An 18197-nucleotide genomic window follows, 5' to 3' on the forward strand; every position below is an offset into this window, starting at 1 on the left:
GCCCCGCCCGAGCCTGCGAGGGATGGGGGGAAAGGGAACCTTCAGCAGCGCTGGGCGCGGTTGACCGCGGAGACGACGGCCCGCAGCGAGGCGGTGACGATGTTCGGGTCGATCCCGACGCCCCACAGCACCCGCTCCCCGACGGCGCACTCGACGTAGGCGGCGGCGCGCGCGTCGCCCCCGGCGGACATGGCGTGCTCGGCGTAGTCGAGCACGCGGACGTCGACGTCCAGGCTCTTCAGCGCGTCGACGAACGCCGCGATCGGGCCGTTGCCGCGGCCTTCGACGGTCACCGGTACGCCGGAGTCGACCAGCTCCACGACCATCTCGTCGAGCTGCCCGTCCCCGGAGGCGGTGTGCCGGTGCCCGCTGAGGGAGAACCGGCCCCACGGCGCGGCCGGGTCGGGCAGGTACTCGTTGCTGAAGGCGGTCCACATCTGCTGGGCGGTGACCTCGCCGCCCTCGTCGTCGGTGTGCCGCTGGATGACCGCGCTGAACTCGATCTGCAGCCGGCGCGGCAGGTCCAGGTGGTTCTCGGTCTTCATGATGTAGGCGACGCCGCCCTTGCCGGACTGGCTGTTCACCCGGATCACGGCCTCGTAGCTGCGGCCGACGTCCTTGGGGTCGATCGGCAGGTACGGCACCGCCCACGTCTGCTGCCCGACGGGGACGCCGGCGGCCTGCGCGTCGGCCTCCAGGGCCTTGAAGCCCTTGTTGATGGCGTCCTGGTGGGAGCCGGAGAAGGCGGTGTAGACCAGGTCGCCGCCGTAGGGGTGGCGCTCGTGCACGCCGAGCTGGTTGCAGTACTCGACGGTGCGGCGGATCTCGTCGATGTCGGAGAAGTCGATCTGCGGGTCGATGCCCTGGCTGAACAGGTTCAGCCCCAGGGTGACCAGATCGACGTTGCCGGTGCGCTCGCCGTTGCCGAACAGGCAGCCCTCGATGCGGTCGGCGCCGGCCCGGTAGCCGAGCTCGGCGGCGGCGACGGCGGTGCCGCGGTCGTTGTGCGGGTGCAGGCTGAGGACCACGGAGTCGCGCCGGCCCAGGTTGCGGTGCATCCACTCGACCTGGTCGGCGTACACGGTGGGCTCGGCCATCTCGACCGTGGCCGGCAGGTTGAGGATCGTCGGCCGCTCGGGCGTGGGCTCCCAGACATCGGTGACGGCGTTGCAGATCTCGACGGCGAAGTCGAGCTCGGTGCCGGTGAAGGACTCGGGCGAGTACTCGAACCGGATGTCCGTGTCGCCCATCTGCTCGGCCAGCTTGCGGACCACCTGCGCGCCGTGGACGGCGATGTCGACGATCCCGGCCCGGTCGGAGCCGAAGACGACCCGTCGCTGCAGGGTGGACGTGGAGTTGTAGAGGTGCACGATCGCCTGCTTCGCGCCCTGCAGGGACTCGAAGGTGCGCTCGATCAGCTCGTCGCGGGCCTGGGTGAGCACCTGGATCGTCACGTCGTCGGGGACCACGTCGTCCTCGATCAGCTGGCGGACGAAGTCGTAGTCGGTCTGGCTCGCCGCCGGGAAGCCGACCTCGATCTCCTTGTAGCCCATGCGGACCAGCAGCTCGAACATGCGGCGCTTGCGGTCGGGCGTCATCGGGTCGATCAGCGCCTGGTTGCCGTCGCGCAGGTCGACGGCGCACCAGCGCGGCGCCTGCGTCGTCACGGTGTCCGGCCAGGTGCGGTCGGGCAGCGCCACCGGGGTGAAGGGGACGTACCGGTGGATCGGCATGCCGGACGGCTGCTGGGGGTTGCGGACGTGCGGGTGGGTCTCGCTCATGGGGGAGGGCTCCTGGTGCGGGCTGCGTGCGCGGAGTGCGCACGGCTCCGGGGGCGGTCAGCGGACGCCGGGGACGCCGGAACCCCGCGGCGAGGAAGCCGACCTAGGAGAGGGCCTCGCCGCGGCGGGTAAGCAGGAGGCTGCCGCGCACGCGCCCACGGTAGCAGCGGGTCAGCCCACGTCGCAGGGAGGACGGCGCGTCGCGGCCGCCGGGGACGGCCTCGCGGATCAGTCCACGTCGCAGCGGCAAGGGCAGTCATCGACGTGGAACGGCCGAAGGCCGTCGTCGCCCTCCGCGCAGGCCGGCGGGCACGTGCAGGCGAAGTCGGTCAGCCTCGGCAGCTCACCGGCGAGCCGCCTGCGCTCCAGGTCCTCGCGCCGTCGCTGCGCCGCCTCCGCTCGTCGGGCGGCGCGGCGTTCGGCGGGGGAGTCGCCGGCCCGGGGCGGCTGGTGGTCGTCGGGTACTCCCCGGAGCCGCCGCTCACCGTCTCGCGCGCTGCGTGAGAGGTCGAAGGTGTACCAGGGCTGCGGTCGGCTGTACCGCTCGGAGCCGTGCCACCACCCCTCGTCCGAGTGACGCGGATCGAGGTGCGCGGGGAAGCGCCGTCCCCCGTGGTCCCGGATGGCACGGTCGGACATCGGCAGCACCTCCGCGCCGTCCGCACCGATGAGCGCCAGCCGGAGCCGTGCCACGGCGAGGACGCCGAGCAGTGCCCCGACCGGCAGGTCACGTGCGCCCGCCTCGGCCGCGGCCAGCGTGGACTTCGCGACCCCCGTAGCAGCGGCCATCTCGCGCTGGGAGAGGTCCGCCACCCGGCGGGCGCGGCGGAGCATCCCCGCCAGCAGCTCCGCCCGATCACCCTCGTCCACGCCGGGGATCGTGGCCCGCGCCGGCGGCCCGCGGCAGATGCTCCTGTGGAAGCTAGTGCCCTGCCCACAGGGGTGGGCAGGGCACTAGTTCCGCGGAACTCACCTGGTGCCGTCCGCACGTGCGGGGCGCAGCCGCAGGCGGTGGTCAGAACTCCTTGCGCAGGCGCAGCCGCAGGGGCCGGCCGTCGGGGTCGACCAGCAGCCGGTAGACCGGTGTCGCCCACAGCCGGGTGTGCCAGGGCAGCTCCTCCGGGCGGTGCGGGCGGAGCCGACCGGGTGGACTTGGCCCGCGGCGACCCCCCTCGTGCCACTCGGCCAGGGCGCCCGCCCGCTCCTCGAGCGTGGCGACGAAGCGCGCCGGGTCCACCAGCAGGTCGTCGTCGCTGCCGTCCTCGGCCAGGTCCAGGTGCTCGCGCGCCAGCTCCAGCCGCAGGTCCCGCGCGAAGGTCCGCGCGCCGTCCCCGATCCCCGCTGGGTCCCGCGGCTCGCGGGTGTCGAGCGTGGTGTCGAGGACGGCGGTGGAGAGCTCGCTGTCGTGCGTCCAGGAGCGCCGGTTGAAGTTGTCGCTGCCGATGCTGGCCCACACGTCGTCGACGACGCACACCTTGGCGTGCACGTACACCGGCGTCCCGGCGTGGTTCTCCACGTCGAAGACGTGCACCCGGTCCTGGCCTCCCGCCCGGACGCACAGGTCGATCGCCTGCCGGCGGCCCACGGTCTGGGGAGTCGCCGAGAACGCGCCCTCCTGGTCGGGGATGCGGGGCACGACCACCACCAGGTGGAGGTCGGGGTTGTCCCGGAGGGCGTCGGCGAACAGCTGGGCGACCTCGGAGGACCACAGGTACTGGTCCTCGAGGTAGACCAGCCGCCGCGCCCGCTTCACCGCCTTCGAGTAGCCGCGGGCGATCGAGCGCTCGCCCTCGGGGGCGAAGTCGTAGCGCGGCAGGATCTTGGGGTAGGTGCGCAGGATCTGCACCAGGTGCGGGCCGGCCGGTGGGGGCGGCGGCAGCTCGGGCGGCAGCGGAGCGGGGTCCAGCCGGGCCCCGCGGAACCGGCCGACGACGTAGGCGATCGGGTTGCCCTGCACGGGGCTGGTCGGGTCGTCCCACCGCTCGCGGAAGCTGGTCTCGAGCACGGCGACCGCCGGGCCGCGGATCTCCGCCTGCACGTCGTGCCACGGCGGGGTCGGCCCGTAGCCGGAGGCCATGTCCACCGCCTGGGGGTCCCCCTCGTGCCGCGCGTCGTCGCGGCGGCTGTGGCACAGGTCGATGCCCCCGGCGAACGCGACGTCGCGGGACGGGTCCGCGGGGCACCGGATGATCACCACCTTCTGGTGGTGGCTGCCGAACCGGCGCACGCGCTGGTCGAGCACGACCCGGCCGCCGTCGGCCTCGATCTCCCGGTCCAGCGACCGGTTCTGCTCCTTGCTGTAGGAGAGCGCGTCCGTGTGCGAGCGCCACACCAGGCCGCGCACGTCGACGCCGCGGTGCGCGGCCGCGCTGAACAGCTCGTCGACGGCGGGCCCGTCGGGGCGCAGCCGCTCGTCGGGGTCGCCCCGCCAGTCGGTGAACCAGACGCGGTCGCCCTCGCCCAGCTGCTCGACCACCTCGACGAGCCGGTCGAAGTACGCCGCGCCGTGGACGAGCGGCCGGACCAGGTTGCCCTCGGTCCAGGCCGGCACGGCGGCACCGCGGTTGTGGCGCTCCTCCGAGGTGAGCAACCACCGGTGCGGATCGTCCACCCGGCGATCACATCGGTCGGGCGCACGAGATGCAACCGCTCGGCCCGTGGACCGCGTCGGTAGCCTTCTGACCCGTGGCCCTCGTCGTCCAGAAGTACGGCGGCTCGTCCGTCGCCTCCGCCGAGCACATGAAGCGCGTCGCGGAGCGGATCGTCGCTGCCAAGAAGAACGGCGACGACGTCGTCGTCGTGGTCTCCGCGATGGGCGACACGACCGACGAGCTGCTGGACCTGGCCAGCCAGATCACCGATACCCCGCCCGGCCGCGAGCTGGACATGCTGCTGACCGCCGGCGAGCGGATCTCCATGGCACTGCTGGCCATCGCGATCTCCGAGCACGGCTACGAGGCGCGGTCGTTCACCGGCTCGCAGGCCGGCGTGATCACCACGTCCAGCCACGGCAAGGCGCGCATCATCGACGTCACGCCCGGCCGCCTGAAGTCGGCGCTCGACGAGGGCTCGGTCGTCATCGTCGCCGGGTTCCAGGGCGTCAGCCAGGACACCAAGGACATCACCACCCTCGGCCGCGGCGGCTCGGACACCACCGCCGTCGCCGTCGCCGCGGCGCTGAACGCCGACGTCTGCGAGATCTACACCGACGTCGACGGCGTCTTCACCGCCGACCCGCGCATCGTCCCCAACGCCAAGCGGCTGGACACCATCACCTACGAGGAGATGCTCGAGCTCGCCGCCTCCGGGGCGAAGGTGCTCATGCTGCGCTGCGTCGAGTACGCCCGCCGCTACGGCATCCCCGTGCACGTCCGCAGCTCCTACTCACAGCTCCCCGGCACCACCGTGACCGGCTCGATGGAGGACCTCACCGTGGAACAGGCGATCATCTCCGGCGTCGCGCACGACCGCTCCGAGGGCAAGATCACCGTGTTCGGCGTGCCGGACCGGCCGGGTGAGGCGGCGCAGATCTTCCGCGTGCTCGCCGACGCCGAGGTCAACATCGACATGATCGTGCAGAACGTGTCGGCCGAGGCCAGCAAGCTCGCCGACATCTCCTTCACGCTGCCCAAGAGCGACGGCCCGGCCGCGCTGGCCGCCCTGGAACGGGTCAAGCACACCGTCGGCTACACCGACGTCAGCTTCGACCAGCACATCGGCAAGGTGAGCCTGGTCGGCGCCGGCATGCGCTCGCACCCGGGTGTCTCCGCCAAGTTCTTCGGCGCGCTGGCCGACGCCGGGGTCAACCTGGAGCTGATCAGCACCTCGGAGATCCGCATCTCCGTGGTGTGCCGCGACACCGACGTCGACCTCGCCGTCCGCGCGGTGCACGATGCGTTCGACCTGGGCACCGAGGACGCCCAGGCCGTGGTCTACGGAGGGACCGGACGATGAGTGGCTTCACCCCCGGCGGCCTGCGGGTCGGCATCGTGGGCGCGACCGGTCAGGTGGGCCGCGTCGTGCGCGACATCCTGGCCGAGCGGAACTTCCCGCTGGCCGAGCTCCGCTTCTTCGCCTCGGCGCGGTCGGCCGGCAGCACCCTGCCCTGGGCCGGTGGCGAGATCACCGTCGAGGACGCCGCGACCGCCGACCCGACCGGGCTGGACATCGCGATCTTCTCCGCCGGCGCGACCACCTCCCGCGCCCAGGCGCCGCGGTTCGCCGCGGCCGGCGTGACCGTCATCGACAACAGCTCGGCGTTCCGCCGCGACCCGGAGATCCCGCTGGTCGTCAGCGAGGTCAACCCCGGCGACATCGCGAAGGCGCACGGCCGGATCATCGCCAACCCGAACTGCACGACCATGGCCGCGATGCCGGTGCTCAAGCCGCTGCACGACGAGGCCGGCCTGGTCCGCATCGTCGCCAGCACCTACCAGGCGGTCTCCGGCAGCGGGGTCGCCGGCGTGGAGGAGCTGCACGGGCAGGCGAGGGCCGTCGTCGACAAGGCCGACGAGCTCACCCACGACGGGACCGCCGTGGCCTTCCCCGACCCGGTGAAGTACGTCGCGCCGATCGCCTTCAACGTGCTGCCGATGGCCGGCTCGGTCGTGGACGACGGCTCGTTCGAGACCGACGAGGAGCAGAAGCTCCGCAACGAGAGCCGCAAGATCCTCGGCATCCCGGACCTCCGCGTCTCGGGCACCTGCGTGCGGGTGCCGGTGTTCACGGGGCACTCGCTCTCGCTCAACGTGGAGTTCGCGCGTGAGCTGACCGTCGAGCGGGCCACCGAGCTGCTGCAGGCGGCGCCCGGGGTGGAGCTCTCCGACGTCCCCAACCCGCTGCAGGCCGCCGGCCGCGACCCCAGCTACGTGGGCCGCATCCGGCAGGACCAGAGCGTGGACGGCGGCCGCGGGCTGGTGCTCTTCGTCAGCAACGACAACCTGCGCAAGGGCGCCGCCCTCAACACCGTCCAGATCGCGGAGCTCATCGCCGCCTCCCGCTGACCCTGGTCGGGCTCCTCCGCGGAGGAGCCCGACCAGGCGGCAGGATGGTCCCGTGAACTCCGCGGGCCTGCCTGCCTCCCCGCAGCACGCCTGGCCGGGGCCGGACCTCTACACGCTGCGCGGGATGCTCGAGCTGGACCTGGCGCTCGAGCGCGGGGTGACGGTGGACGCCGCCCACGCCCTGCTGAGCGACGCCGTCGTCCACGCGTTCGGGCCGCGGTGGTACGAGTGGTTGACCGACGCGCTGGCCGCCGAGGGGCGGGACCCGGCGGAGCCGTCCGCGCTCCTCACCGACGACCCCCTGGCCGAGCGGGTGCTGGCGGCGCTCCGGGCCCGGATGCTCGCCGACGAGGAGGCGCCGGACCCGCCGGACGAGGAGTTCGGCTGGTACGCCTACGCCCCCGGCGACCCGCGGGGGAGCCGGGGGCGGCTCCGCCGGGCGGTCCTGCGGCGGAGGGAGAGCGCCCGTCTGGCACTGCTCGCTCCACCGCGCCCCCGCGTGGCCGGCCGGCGGCGCCGGGACCGCTAGGGCCGCACGTGGCGCAGGGCGAAGGAGAGCGCGACCTCGACCTGCCGGATCGTCTCCTCGATGACCAGCGACCCGTGGCCGGCGTCGAACCGGTAGACCTCGTGCGGCTTGCCCAGCCGCTCCAGCTCGCCCAGGTAGTTGTCGATCTGCCGGATCGGGCAGCGCGGGTCGTTCGCGCCGGCCACCACCAGCACCGGCGCGGCGACGGCGTCCACGTAGGTGATCGGCGAGGAGCGCACGTAGACGTCGCGCACCTCCTCCGGTGACCCGCCGAACAGCGCCCGGTCGTAGGCCCGCAGGCCCTCCATCTCGTCCTCGTACGCCGCGAGGTAGTCGGCCACCGGCACCTCGGCGATCCCGGCCGCCCAGCGCTCCGGCTGGGTGCCCAGCCCCAGCAGGGTGAGGAACCCGCCCCACGAGCCCCCGGTGAGGAGCGCGCGGGCCGGGTCGACGACGCCCTCGGCCACCAGCGCGTCGTAGACCGCCCCGATGTCCTCGAGCTCGGTGAGCCCCGGGCGCCCCGTGAGCGCGTCGCGCCAGGCCGAGCCGTAGCCCGTGGAGCCGCGGTAGTTCACGTGCACGACCGCGTAGCCGGCGTCGACGTAGGCCGCCCGGCGGGCGCGGTAGGAGTCGTCGTCGGCCGCCTCCGGGCCGCCGTGCACCAGGAACGCCGTCGCGAACGGGCCCTCGCCGGCCGGGCGCACCAGCAAGGCGTGCACGTCGCCGCCCGGGCCGGGGACCCAGCGGTCCTCGACCGGGTAGGCGGCGGGCGGCTCCTCGTCGGACACCGAGAGGACGACGGGGCCGTCGGCGCGGCGGATGACCGGCGGCCGCTCGGAGTTCGACCACGCCAACTCGACCGTGCCGTCGGGGCGGGCGGTGGCGCCGCGGACGACGCCGGGCGGGGTGTCGAGCTTCTCCAGCGCGCCCGAGGCCAGGTCGTAGCGGTACAGCTCGCTGCGGGCGGCGTGGTCGTGGCCCACCAGCAGCGCGGAGCCGTCGGGGTACCAGCCGGCGGTCACGTCGCCGGGCAGGTCGAGCACGATCTCCGTCTCGGTGTCGGGGGCGACGTCCCAGACCAGCAGCTCCTCGCGACCGCGCCGCTCGTGGCCGACCAGCAGCCGGCGGTCACCGGGGAGCGGGGCGAACTCCAGCGCGTGCAGCCCGCGTCCCTCGCCGTCCCACTTCTCCGCGACCACCGAGTCGTCGGCCGTGCGGAGCACCCGCAGCGCGGGGTAGCGCGGGTCGCCGTGCTCGGAGTGCGAGATGACCAGCAGCTCGTCGTCGCGGGTCAGCGCGTCCACCGAGGCAGGGTCGGGGTGCCGGTAGACCACCCGCGGCGTGCCTCCGGTGGGCGCCAGCCACAGCTCGCTGCCGTCGTCGGTGCTGCGGCCGATCGCCACCAGGTCCCGGCCGATCTCCAGCCCCGCCGGGTAGGCGGGCCCCACCTCGGGGACGGCGACGGTGTCCTCGCCGCCGGTGAACGGCTGGGTCATCCAGACGCCGAACTCGTCGCCGTCGGTGTCGGCGAACCACCAGATCGTGTCGCCGTCACGGTCCAGCGTCGCGATCAGCGTGCCGTTGGGCCGGTCGGTCACCTGGCGGTGGGTGCCGGTCTCCCGGTCCCAGGCGTACTGCTCGACGACGCCGCTGACGTCGGAGCTGTAGAGGTTGCGGTGCGGTGCCTCCTCGGCCCAGTCCGGCAGCGACACCCGGGGTGCGCGGAACCGGGCCTGCCAGCGGGCGGTGACCTCGGGGGGAAGGGCGGGGACGGTCTGCTCGGCGGTCACGCCACCATCTTCGCAGCGCCCCGGGAACGACCGGTGCCCCGGGAACGACTCAGGGGCCGCCTTGCGGCGGCCCCTGAGCGGAGGGTCGGGGTGACAGGATTTGAACCTGCGGCCTCGTCGTCCCGAACGACGCGCGCTACCAAGCTGCGCCACACCCCGAGGTGCGTCGACGAGTCTAACGCTCCTCTGCGCGCGCCCCGGCGGCGGGTCAGGACGGCCGTGCGGTGAGGGTCAGCAGCGTCGCCTCGGGCGGGCAGGCGAACCGCACCGGGGCGTAGGGGCTGGTGCCCAGGCCGGCCGACACGTGCAGCCAGGTGCCGGCCGGGTGGTCCGGCGTGGGGGCCGCCCAGCGGTGCAGCCAGCGCACCCGGTGGCGGTCGATGCCGCAGTTGGTGACCAGCGCCCCGTAGAACGGCACCCGCAGCTGGCCGCCGTGCGTGTGACCGCACAGCAGCAGGTCGTAGCCGTCCGCGGCGAAGCGGTCGAGCACCCGCGGCTCGGGGGAGTGGGCCAGCCCGATCCGCACGTCGGCGCTCCGATCGGCCGGCCCGGCGACCAGGTCGTAGCGGTCCCGCTTCAGGTGGGAATCGTCGACGCCGGCGAAGACGATCCGCCGCCCGCCCACGGTGAGCTCACCGGCGGCGTTGGTGAGGTCCAGCCAGCCGCGCTCGCGCATGCCGTCGCGCAGATCGCGCCAGGGCAGCTCGTCGCCGTGCACCCGCTTGTGGTCGCGCTTGAAGTACTTGAGCGGGTTCTTCGGGCGCGGGGCGTAGTAGTCGTTGCTGGCCAGCACGAAGGCGCCGGGCCGGTCCAGCAGCGGGTCCAGCGCGCGCAGCGTCGGCGGCACCGCGTCGAACCCCGCGAGGTTGTCCCCGGTGTTGATCACCAGGTCGGGCTCGAGGGCGGCGAGGCCCGCGACCCACTCCTGCTTGCTCCGCTGCCCGGAGGTCATGTGCAGGTCCGACAGCTGCAGGATCGTCAGCGGCGCCGAGCCCGGGGCCAGCACGGGCACGTCGAACCGGCGCAGCGTCCAGCGCCTGCGTTCGTAGAGGCTCGCGTAGGCGGTCACGGCCGCGCCCGAGGCGACGGCGGCGGTGGGGACGGCGGTGTACCAGCGCACCCGCCGAGCCTACGGGCGCACCCCGGCGCGGCGTCGTGCGAGGCTGGACCCGTGCCCGACCTCAAGGAACAGCTGCGCGCCGACCTGACCACCGCCATGAAGGCCCGTGACGAGCTGCGCACCGCCACGCTGCGCATGGTGCTCGCCGCCGTCAGCGCCGAGGAGGTGTCGGGCAAGGAGGCCCGCGAGCTCACCGACGACGAGGTGCAGGCCGTGCTCCGCCGCGAGGCGAAGAAGCGCCGCGAGGCGGCCGAGGCGTTCGGCTCGGCCGGTCGCGCCGAGCAGGCCGCCCGCGAGCAGGCCGAGGGCGAGATCCTCGCGGACTACCTGCCGGCTCAGCTGGACGACGCCGACCTGGCCGCGATCGTCGCCGACGTCATCTCCCGGACCGGCGCCTCCGGCATGAAGGACATGGGGAAGGTCATGGGCGCGGCGAACGGCGTGGTCGCCGGCCGGGCCGAGGGCTCGCGGGTCGCCGCCGAGGTCCGTCGCCAGCTCGGCTGAGCCCCGCGCGACGGGAACGACGAAGGGCCGGACCTCTCGGTCCGGCCCTTCGTCGTCGCTCCGGTCAGTTCGTCGGGAGGTCCCCGGTCGGCTCCGGTGCGGTCGTGCCGGCGTCGGCCGGCGGCGGCACCTGGGGCTCCACCTGGGGCTCCACCGGCGGGGGTGCCGGCGTCTCGGGCTGGGTCTCCGGCTGCACGGGCGGCGGGGAGGTGGTGCCGCCCGTGGTGCCCGTCGTGCTCGACCGGTCCGCCGAGCGGCTCGACGTGTTGCCGGACCGGGAGACGCCGGCCCCCTGCGGGGCGGCGTCGACGCCGCGGCCGGCGTACTGGGGATCGGCGGGCGGGAACTCGGCCGCCGGCTGGTTGGTCAGGATCGGTGCCATCGCGGCCCGCCAGATGCCGGCCGGGAGACCGCCGCCGTAGCTGCCGACGTCGTTGGTGTCCCGCGGGCGGAACACCATGACGCTGGCCGTGTACTCCGGCGTCGAGCCGACGAAGGACACCGAGTCCCGCTCGTTCACCGTGCCGGTCTTGCCGGCGATCTGGTGACCGGGGATGTGGGCCCGGGCGCCGGTCTGCAGCCGGTTCCCCGGCTCGACGTCCTTGATCATCATCTGGTTCAGCGTGTCGGCGATCCCGGGCTCGATGACCTGCTCGCAGTCGTCGCCCTTCACCACCGGCTCGCCGTCCTCGCCGGTGAGCGGCTCGCCGTTCGGGGTGGTGATCGACAGCACCGGGGTGGGCGTGCACTTGACCCCGCGGGCGGCGATCGTCGCGTAGGCGTTGGCCAGGTCGAGCGGGCTCACGCCGTCGGTGCCGTAGGCGAAGGACGGGCGGTTCTCGTCGATGATCTGCTGCGCCGGCGTCTGCGTGACCGAGTAGTCGAAGGTCATGCCCAGCCGCTCGGCCATCCGCACCGCCGGCTCGATCGAGCCCAGTGCGTCCTCCAGCGCGAGGAAGTAGGTGTTGGAGGACATGTAGAGCGCCTGCGTCATGGTCAGCGTGCGCGGGTACGAGCTGCCCACGTTGCCGATCGAGTAGGGCTCGATGCGCTGGGTCTCGGGGTCGTAGCTCTCGTAGACCTTCGACCGGTAGGGCTCGCTCGTGGTGATCGTGTGGCTGGCCGGGAGACCCATCTCCAGGGCGGCCGCGGCGACGAAGGTCTTGAAGGTCGACCCGGAGCCCTTGGTGGGGACGGTCGCGAAGTTCACCGACTCGCACTCGGGGCCGTCGCAGCCGTAGCGGCGGTTGACGCTCATCGCCAGCACGTGCCCGGTGCCGGGCTGGACGACGTCGTAGACGCCCACGGTGTCGGCGCCCATCGCCACGGTGTCCAGCACGGCCTGGTCACCGGCGGCCTGCATGTCCGGCCGCAGCGTCGTCTGGATGGTCAGCCCGCCCTTGTCCAGTTGGGCCTTCGTCAGACCGAGCTCCTGGATGAGGTACTGCCGGGTGAAGTCGCAGAAGAAGCCGCCGATCGCGGCGTCGATGCAGCCGTTCGGGGGCGCCTGACCCGGCGCCACCTCCACCGGGGTGGGGGTGATCTCGGCCAGCTGCTCCGCGCTGACGTGACCCAGGTCGTGCATGCGCTGCAGCACCTGGTTACGCCGGATCTGGGCGTTCTCCGGGTTGTTGATCGGCTCGTCGTAGAACGGCTTCTGCACCAGCCCGGCGAGCATGGCCGCCTGCGGGAGGGTGAGGTCGGCGGCGTTCACGCTGAAGTAGCGCTGGGCGGCGGCCTGGATGCCGTAGGCGCCCTGCCCGAAGTACACGATGTTCAGGTACCGGGTGAGGATCTCGTCCTTGGAGTAGGTGTCCTCCAGGGCGAGGGCCAGGCGGGCCTCTCGCAGCTTGCGGCCCACGGTCTGGGCGTCGGCGGCGTCCCGGTCCTCCGGCGTGGTGGCCGTCTGCAGCAGGGTCTGCTTCACCAGCTGCTGGGTCAGGGTGGAGCCGCCCTCCTGGACCTCGCCGGCGGCGACGTTCTTCACCAGCGCCCGCATCGTGCCCTGCACGTCCAGGCCGTTGTGGTCGTAGAACCGGGAGTCCTCGATGTCGACGAGCGCCTGCTTCATGACGTCGGCGATCTGGTCGGAGGTGACCGGCGTCCGGTTGTGCTCGTAGAAGTTCGTGATCAGCTGCCCGTCGGCGGCGAGCACCCGGGTGACGCCGGCCGGCGTCTTGTCGGTCAGCTCCACCGGCAAGGCGTCGAGCAGCGACACGGAGTTGCGTGCCGCCAGGCCGGTGCCCCCGATCCAGGGCAGCATGAGTCCGGCCAGCAGTGCGCCGGCGACGACGATCGTCGCGGCGAGCTTGGCGAGCAGACGGGTCCGGACACGCGCGTTCTCCGACATCGCGGCCAGGGTACGTCGCCCGGACGGGTGAGCGGAGCGCTCAGCCGCGGCGCGCGGGCAGGACGCGCGTCCGCGGCGTGCCGGTCGGCGTGTCGTGGTCGGGGCCGGTGAGGGCGTCGGCCATCATCCGCAGCCCGTCGAGGTCGTGGACGTCCCCGGCGGCGGCCGGCACCGTGCGCAGCGCGACGTCGGGGTGGGCGCTGGTGAAGCGGTCGGCCAGGTGCTGCTCCCGGCTCGCGAGCTGCATCCGGTCCGCGTGCACCCGCAGCGCCGCGGCCGCGAGCGCCGCGCCCTCGTCACCGCTCTCGGCGACCTCCTCGGCGGCGCCCTCCGCGCGGGTCGCCGACAGCGCCGTGGTGGCCGGGGGGTGCGTCCGGTTGACGACCAGTCCGGCCAGCGGCATCCCCTCGGCCGAGAGCCGGTCGACGAAGTAGGACGCCTCGCGCAACGCGTCGGGCTCCGGCGCGGCGACCACCACGAACGACGTGCCGGGGCGGCGCAGCAGCTCGAACGTCGCCGTCGCGCGCTCGCGGAACCCGCCGAACATGGTGTCCAGGGCCGCGACGAAGGCGGAGATGTCGCGCAGCAGCTGGCCACCGAGGATCTTGCTGACGATCCGGCTGAACAGCAGGAACCCGGCGCTGGCGAACTTGAAGCCGGCCCGGCTCGGCGCCATCAGCAGCCGGATCATCGTGCCGTCGAGGAACCGGCCCATCCGGTTGGGGGCGTCGAGGAAGTCCAGCGCCGACCGCGACGGCGGGGTGTCGACGATGATCAGGTCCCACCGGTCGCTGGCCCGCAGCTGCCCGAGCTTCTCCATCGCCATGTACTCCTGCGTGCCGGCGAACGACGAGGAGAGCGCCTGGTAGAAGGGGTTGTCGAGGATCTGCTGCGCGCGCTCGGGCGTGGAGTGAGCGGTGACGATGTCGTCGAACGTCCGCTTCATGTCCAGCATCATCGCGTGCAGCTCACCGGTCGCCCCCGGGACGTCCACCCGCCGCGGTTCGTTGTCCAGCTCGGTCAGCCCCAGGGACTGGGCCAGCCGCCGGGCCGGGTCGATGGTGAGGACGACGACGGTGCGCCCGGCCTCCGCCGCGGCCAGCGCCAGCGCCGCGGACGTCGTCGTCTTGCCCACCCCGCCTGCGCCGCAGCAGACGACGATGCGGGTCTGCCGGTCGGCGATCAGCGCGCCCAGGTCCATCGCCGGGGCCTGCCGGGGCGCCCGGGTGCGCGGCGCGGTGGCCGTGCCGGCGGCCATCAGGCGGCCACCTCCGTGCGCAGGTGCTCCTCGAGCCGCCCCGCCAGCTCGAACAGGCAGCCCAGGTCCATCGGGCCGGGCAGCAGCGGGATCTCGAGGCTGGGGCGGTCCAGCTCCGCGACCTGGGCCCGCAGGGCGTCCTGCGCCGCCCAGCGGCGGGCGTGCTCCACGACCTCGGCGACCAGCGCCTCGGCCAGTTGCTCGGCGCCCGGCAGGTGCGCGGCGTCCAGCGTGGGTGCGAGCTCGGCGCCGGTCAGCTCGCCGGCCGCCGCGCGGGACAGCGCGGCCGGTGGCAGCACCGGCTCGGTCGCCATGTTCACGATCACCGAGCCGATCGGCAGCCCGGCCGCCTCGAGCTCCGCGATGGCGTCCGCCGTCTCCTGCACCGGCATGTCCTCCAGGATCGTCACCAGGTGGACCGCCGTCTGCGGGGAGCGCAGCACCGCCATGACGCCGTCGCTCTGGGTCTTGATCGGGCCGGAGCGGGCCAGCTGCGACATCTCCCCGGTGACGCCGAGGAAGCGGGTGATCCGGCCGGTGGGCGGCGCGTCGACGACGACGGCGTCGTAGACCAGCCTGCCGTCCCGCCGCCGGGTGACCGCCTCCTTGATCTTGCCCGTGATCAGCACGTCGCGGAGGCCCGGCGCGATGGCGGTGGCGAAGTCGATGGCGCCCATCTTCCGCAGCGCCCGGCCGGCCCGGCGGAGGTTGTAGAACATGTCGAGGTAGTCGAGGAGCGCCTCCTCGACGTCGATGGCCAGCGCCTTGACCTCGCCCCCGCCGCGGGCGACGGCGACCCGGCGCTCCTCGTAGGGCAGCGGCGGGGTGTCGAACAGCTGGGCGATGCCCTGCCGGCCCTCGGTCTCCACCAGCAGCACCGAGCGCCCGTCGGCGGCGAGCGCCAGGGCCAGGGCGGCGGCGACGGTGGTCTTGCCCGTCCCTCCCTTGCCGGTGACCACGTGCAGGCGCGGGGCGGCGGGATCTGGGCTCACCTGTCCCAGCGTAGGAGCAGGCGACCGGGACGGCCTGCCCGTGCCAGGTGGCGTGACGGGCATCGCGTCCGGCGGCTGCGCTAGCGTCGCGGTCATGAGCGAAACCGCCCGCCAGAAGTGGGAGTACGCGACCATCCCGCTGCTCATCCACAACACCAAGGCGATCCTCGACTCCTGGGGCGTCGACGGGTGGGAGCTGGTGACCGTGCTCCCCGGGCCCGGTGGGCCCGAGCAGCCGGTCGCCTACCTCAAGCGGCCGGTATGACGGCCCCGGCTCCGGGCTGGCACGCCCGGCTCGCCGAGCTGGGCATCCGGCTGCCCCCGGTGGCCGCTCCCGTCGCCGCCTACGTGCCGGCCGTGCGCACCGGCTCCCTGGTGTTCACCTCGGGGCAGCTGCCGTTCGTCGACGGCGGCCTGCGCCGCACCGGCAAGGTCGGCGGGTCGGTCGACGTGGAGGCCGCCGCGGCCGACGCGAAGGTCTGCGCGCTGAACGCGCTGGCCGCGATCGACGACCTCGTGGGGCTGGACGCGGTGGCGCGCATCGTCCGCGTCGTGGGCTACGTGGCCAGCGTCGAGGGCTTCACCGGGCAGCCCCGGGTGGTCAACGGCGCCAGCGAGCTGCTCGGCCGGATCTTCGGCGACGCCGGTCAGCACGCCCGCAGCGCCGTGGGGGTGGCCGAGCTGCCGATGGGTGCCCCCGTGGAGGTCGAGCTCACCGTCGAGCTGCGATGACACCGCGATCCTCCGGATCGCACCGCGGTCAGGTGCCATCCCCCGTTGCGCTGAGCGTGTCCCGGTCCCTCGCCGGGAGGTCCTCCGGACCCCCGCTGCTCGGAACCGACGACTGCGTCGTGCGGCATGCCTGAGCCGAAGCAGGCCGCGACGGTGCTGCTGCTGCGGGACGGCGCGCCCGGGCTCGAGGTGTACCTGCTGCGCCGCACGAAGGGCATGCCCTTCGCCGGTGGCATGACCGCCTACCCGGGCGGCGGCGTCGACCCCCGGGACGGCGACACCGAGATCGGGTGGGCCGGGCCCGCGCCCGCGCAGTGGGCGACCGCCTTCGGCTGCGACGAGCGGACCGCCCGGGAGCTCGTGTGCGCCGCGGTGCGCGAGACGTTCGAGGAGGCCGGCGTCCTGCTCGCCGGGCTGCCCGACGGGACCGTCGTTCCGGACGTCTCGGGGGAGGACTGGGAGGACCAGCGCCAGGCCCTGCTCAGCCGCGAGCTGTCGCTGGCCGGGCTCCTGGCCGATCGGGGGCTGGTGCTCCGGTCGGACCTGCTGCGGCCGTTCGCGCACTGGATCACCCCACCGGTCGAGCCGCGGCGCTACGACACCAAGTTCTTCGCCGCCGCGCTGCCGGTCGGGCAGGAGGCGCGCGACGTCTCGGGGGAGGCGGACGAGGCCGCGTGGCTGGCGCCCGCCGCCGCGCTCGCCGAGCTGGAGGCCGGCACCCGCCCGATGCTGCCGCCGACGTCGCACACGCTCGGCCAGCTGGTGGCCTTCCCCGACGTCGCGGCCGCGCTGTCCGGCTCGCCGCCGGAGCCCCTGCAGCCGATCAGCCCGCGCTTCGAGGAGACGCCCGACGGCCGCTGGGCGGTGCTGCCCGACGGCACCCGCATCCGGCTGGCCGTGCCGCTCCCCTCGTGAAGCGGTGAACGCGAGAGGCCCGGAACCGGTGCGGTTCCGGGCCTCTCGCGTTCAGGCGTGCGTCAGCGCGCGCGGCGGCGCAGGCGCTCCTCGTCGAGGACGACGACGGACTTGCCCTGCAGCTGGATCCAGCCGCGGTGCACGAAGTCCGCCAGCGCCTTGTTGACCGTCTCGCGGGAGGCGCCGACCAGCTGGGCGAGCTCCTCCTGGGTGAGGTCGTGCTTCACGCGCAGGCCGTCGGTGTCGCGGCTGCCGAAGCGGTCGGCCATCTGCAGCAGCGCCTTGGCCACGCGGCCGGGGACGTCGGTGAAGATGAGATCGGCGACCGAGTCGTTGGTGCGGCGCAGGCGCCGGGCCAGCACGCGGAGCAGCTGCTCGCCGATCTCCGGGTGTGCCTCGATCCAGGGCAGCAGCACCGACTGCGGCATCCGGGCCAGCTTCACGTCGGTGACGGCGGTGGCGGTCGCGGTACGCGGACCGGGGTCGAAGACCGACAGCTCACCGAACTGGTCGGAAGGTCCCATGACCGCGAGCACGTTCTCCCGGCCGTCGGGCGACCGGCGGGAGAGCTTGATCTTGCCGGTCATGACGATGTAGAGGCTGTCGCCGGGCTCGCCCTCGTTGAAGACCACCCGGCCCCGGGGGAGGGTGATCGTCTCGAGGCGACTGATGACGGGGTCCACCGCGTCCTCGGAGAGCCCCTGGAAGAGCCCCGACTGAGCCAGCACCTCGTCCACTGCACGTCCTCTCGCACTGTCCTCGGACGCAGGGGTGCCCGCGTCCGGAGCGAGTCTAGGCGGCTGTGCGGTCAATCACCCGTTCGGTGGGCGGCCGCGTCCCCCCATGGAGCGAGTGGCCTCCCTGCAGGGGCCCGCCGCGAGCGTGCGAGCGGTGGGGGGCAGGGAGGCCCTTCCTCAGACCAGCGGGGGGTTCTGCGAGCGCCGGACGCGGTGGCGGCGACGGCGCCAGCGGAACAGCGCCCGCCGGATGCCCGAGGTGGCGAGCGTGTCGACCTCGCCGGGCGTCGCGGTGTCGAGGAACTCGCTGACCTCGCGGGGGGACGCCGGGCGGCGGAGGGGTTCCTCGACCCGCTCCATCACCAGCAGGAACGCGATCAGCAGCGGTGGGAACAGGATGACACTGAGGGCGACCATCCCGACCTCCTCTGCGTCGTCGGCGGAACGGGGGAAGTGGTCCGTCCTCGATCATGGCACGCCGGGAGA

The 18197-nt window shown here is 73.7% G+C and carries 17 protein-coding genes and 1 tRNA gene; 7 read left to right on the top strand and 11 right to left on the bottom strand.

Annotated elements, in window-relative coordinates; genetic code table 11:
* Positions 1-41 precede the first annotated feature (41 nt).
* From leuA to ACI8AG_RS02415, 3 genes are all read right to left on the bottom strand, one after another.
* Positions 42-1781 carry a 2-isopropylmalate synthase gene (gene leuA, locus ACI8AG_RS02405; RefSeq protein ID WP_456595774.1) on the bottom strand — a complete coding sequence of 580 codons (1740 nt, stop codon included), beginning with the start codon at positions 1779-1781 and terminating at the stop codon, positions 42-44.
* A 228-nt stretch (positions 1782-2009) separates the two neighbouring features.
* Positions 2010-2651: a helix-turn-helix domain-containing protein gene (locus ACI8AG_RS02410; RefSeq protein WP_456595775.1), complete on the bottom strand. Its 642-nt coding sequence runs from the start codon at positions 2649-2651 to the stop codon at positions 2010-2012.
* A 145-nt stretch (positions 2652-2796) separates the two neighbouring features.
* Complete coding sequence (locus ACI8AG_RS02415) at positions 2797-4392, bottom strand: phospholipase D family protein (protein WP_456595776.1); 1596 nt, start codon at positions 4390-4392, stop codon at positions 2797-2799.
* A gap of 74 nt (positions 4393-4466) precedes the next feature.
* On the opposite strand from ACI8AG_RS02415, the gene ACI8AG_RS02420 reads away from it, so the two are divergent.
* From ACI8AG_RS02420 to ACI8AG_RS02430, 3 genes are read left to right on the top strand one after another with little or no spacing between them, the layout of a single operon-like run.
* On the top strand, positions 4467-5735 hold the full coding sequence (locus tag ACI8AG_RS02420; RefSeq protein WP_456588216.1) for an aspartate kinase: 1269 nt from the start codon (positions 4467-4469) through the stop codon (positions 5733-5735).
* Positions 5732-6784, top strand: coding sequence for an aspartate-semialdehyde dehydrogenase (locus ACI8AG_RS02425; RefSeq protein WP_456595777.1), 1053 nt, complete (start codon positions 5732-5734; stop codon positions 6782-6784). Before ACI8AG_RS02420 ends, ACI8AG_RS02425 begins: the two co-directional genes overlap by 4 nt.
* Positions 6785-6836: 52 nt before the next feature.
* Positions 6837-7313, top strand: a complete 477-nt coding sequence (locus ACI8AG_RS02430) for a hypothetical protein (RefSeq protein ID WP_456595778.1) — start codon at positions 6837-6839, stop codon at positions 7311-7313.
* On the opposite strand, the gene ACI8AG_RS02435 is transcribed toward ACI8AG_RS02430, so the two are convergent.
* The 3 genes from ACI8AG_RS02435 to ACI8AG_RS02445 all read right to left on the bottom strand — a co-directional run bounded on the left by ACI8AG_RS02435 (position 7310) and on the right by ACI8AG_RS02445 (position 10223).
* Complete coding sequence (locus ACI8AG_RS02435) at positions 7310-9103, bottom strand: prolyl oligopeptidase family serine peptidase (protein ID WP_456595779.1); 1794 nt, start codon at positions 9101-9103, stop codon at positions 7310-7312. The genes ACI8AG_RS02430 and ACI8AG_RS02435 overlap by 4 nt on opposite strands.
* Positions 9104-9188: 85 nt before the next feature.
* A tRNA-Pro gene (locus tag ACI8AG_RS02440) sits at positions 9189-9262 on the bottom strand.
* 49 nt (positions 9263-9311) lie between these two features.
* Positions 9312-10223, bottom strand: a complete 912-nt coding sequence (locus ACI8AG_RS02445; RefSeq protein ID WP_456595780.1) for a metallophosphoesterase — start codon at positions 10221-10223, stop codon at positions 9312-9314.
* A gap of 51 nt (positions 10224-10274) precedes the next feature.
* On the opposite strand from ACI8AG_RS02445, the gene ACI8AG_RS02450 reads away from it, so the two are divergent.
* Positions 10275-10727, top strand: coding sequence for a GatB/YqeY domain-containing protein (locus ACI8AG_RS02450; RefSeq protein ID WP_456595781.1), 453 nt, complete (start codon positions 10275-10277; stop codon positions 10725-10727).
* A 64-nt stretch (positions 10728-10791) separates the two neighbouring features.
* Here ACI8AG_RS02450 and ACI8AG_RS02455 read toward each other — a convergent pair whose 3' ends face one another.
* Genes ACI8AG_RS02455 through ACI8AG_RS02465 form a run of 3 tightly spaced genes read right to left on the bottom strand, consistent with a single transcriptional unit; the run spans position 10792 to position 15327 of the window.
* On the bottom strand, positions 10792-13077 hold the full coding sequence (locus tag ACI8AG_RS02455) for a transglycosylase domain-containing protein (RefSeq protein WP_456595782.1): 2286 nt from the start codon (positions 13075-13077) through the stop codon (positions 10792-10794).
* A 40-nt stretch (positions 13078-13117) separates the two neighbouring features.
* Positions 13118-14335 (bottom strand): ArsA family ATPase, encoded by a 1218-nt coding sequence (locus tag ACI8AG_RS02460; protein WP_456595783.1) that lies wholly within the window; start codon positions 14333-14335, stop codon positions 13118-13120.
* Positions 14335-15327 (bottom strand): ArsA-related P-loop ATPase, encoded by a 993-nt coding sequence (locus ACI8AG_RS02465; protein ID WP_456595784.1) that lies wholly within the window; start codon positions 15325-15327, stop codon positions 14335-14337. The genes ACI8AG_RS02460 and ACI8AG_RS02465 overlap by 1 nt, the downstream gene beginning before the upstream one ends.
* Before the next feature lie 94 nt (positions 15328-15421).
* Here ACI8AG_RS02465 and ACI8AG_RS02470 point away from each other — a divergent pair, with 94 nt between their 5' ends.
* The 3 genes from ACI8AG_RS02470 to ACI8AG_RS02480 all read left to right on the top strand — a co-directional run bounded on the left by ACI8AG_RS02470 (position 15422) and on the right by ACI8AG_RS02480 (position 16974).
* A complete protein-coding gene (locus tag ACI8AG_RS02470; protein ID WP_456588207.1) occupies positions 15422-15592 on the top strand; it encodes a hypothetical protein in 171 nt (56 codons plus the stop codon).
* Positions 15589-16059 carry a RidA family protein gene (locus ACI8AG_RS02475; protein WP_456595785.1) on the top strand — a complete coding sequence of 157 codons (471 nt, stop codon included), beginning with the start codon at positions 15589-15591 and terminating at the stop codon, positions 16057-16059. Before ACI8AG_RS02470 ends, ACI8AG_RS02475 begins: the two co-directional genes overlap by 4 nt.
* A 126-nt stretch (positions 16060-16185) precedes the next feature.
* The gene (locus tag ACI8AG_RS02480) at positions 16186-16974 is read left to right on the top strand and encodes an NUDIX hydrolase (RefSeq protein WP_456595786.1); all 789 of its coding nucleotides are present in this window, start codon (positions 16186-16188) and stop codon (positions 16972-16974) included.
* A gap of 62 nt (positions 16975-17036) precedes the next feature.
* Here the strand turns inward: ACI8AG_RS02480 and ACI8AG_RS02485 are convergent, their stop codons facing one another.
* Together ACI8AG_RS02485 and ACI8AG_RS02490 are read right to left on the bottom strand one after the other, a co-directional pair.
* On the bottom strand, positions 17037-17711 hold the full coding sequence (locus tag ACI8AG_RS02485) for a Crp/Fnr family transcriptional regulator (protein WP_091929288.1): 675 nt from the start codon (positions 17709-17711) through the stop codon (positions 17037-17039).
* Between the two features lie 177 nt (positions 17712-17888).
* Positions 17889-18128, bottom strand: coding sequence for a hypothetical protein (locus ACI8AG_RS02490; protein WP_456588204.1), 240 nt, complete (start codon positions 18126-18128; stop codon positions 17889-17891).
* Between the last annotated feature and the right edge of the window lie 69 nt (positions 18129-18197).

This window comes from Blastococcus sp. SYSU DS0552 (assembly GCF_054050815.1).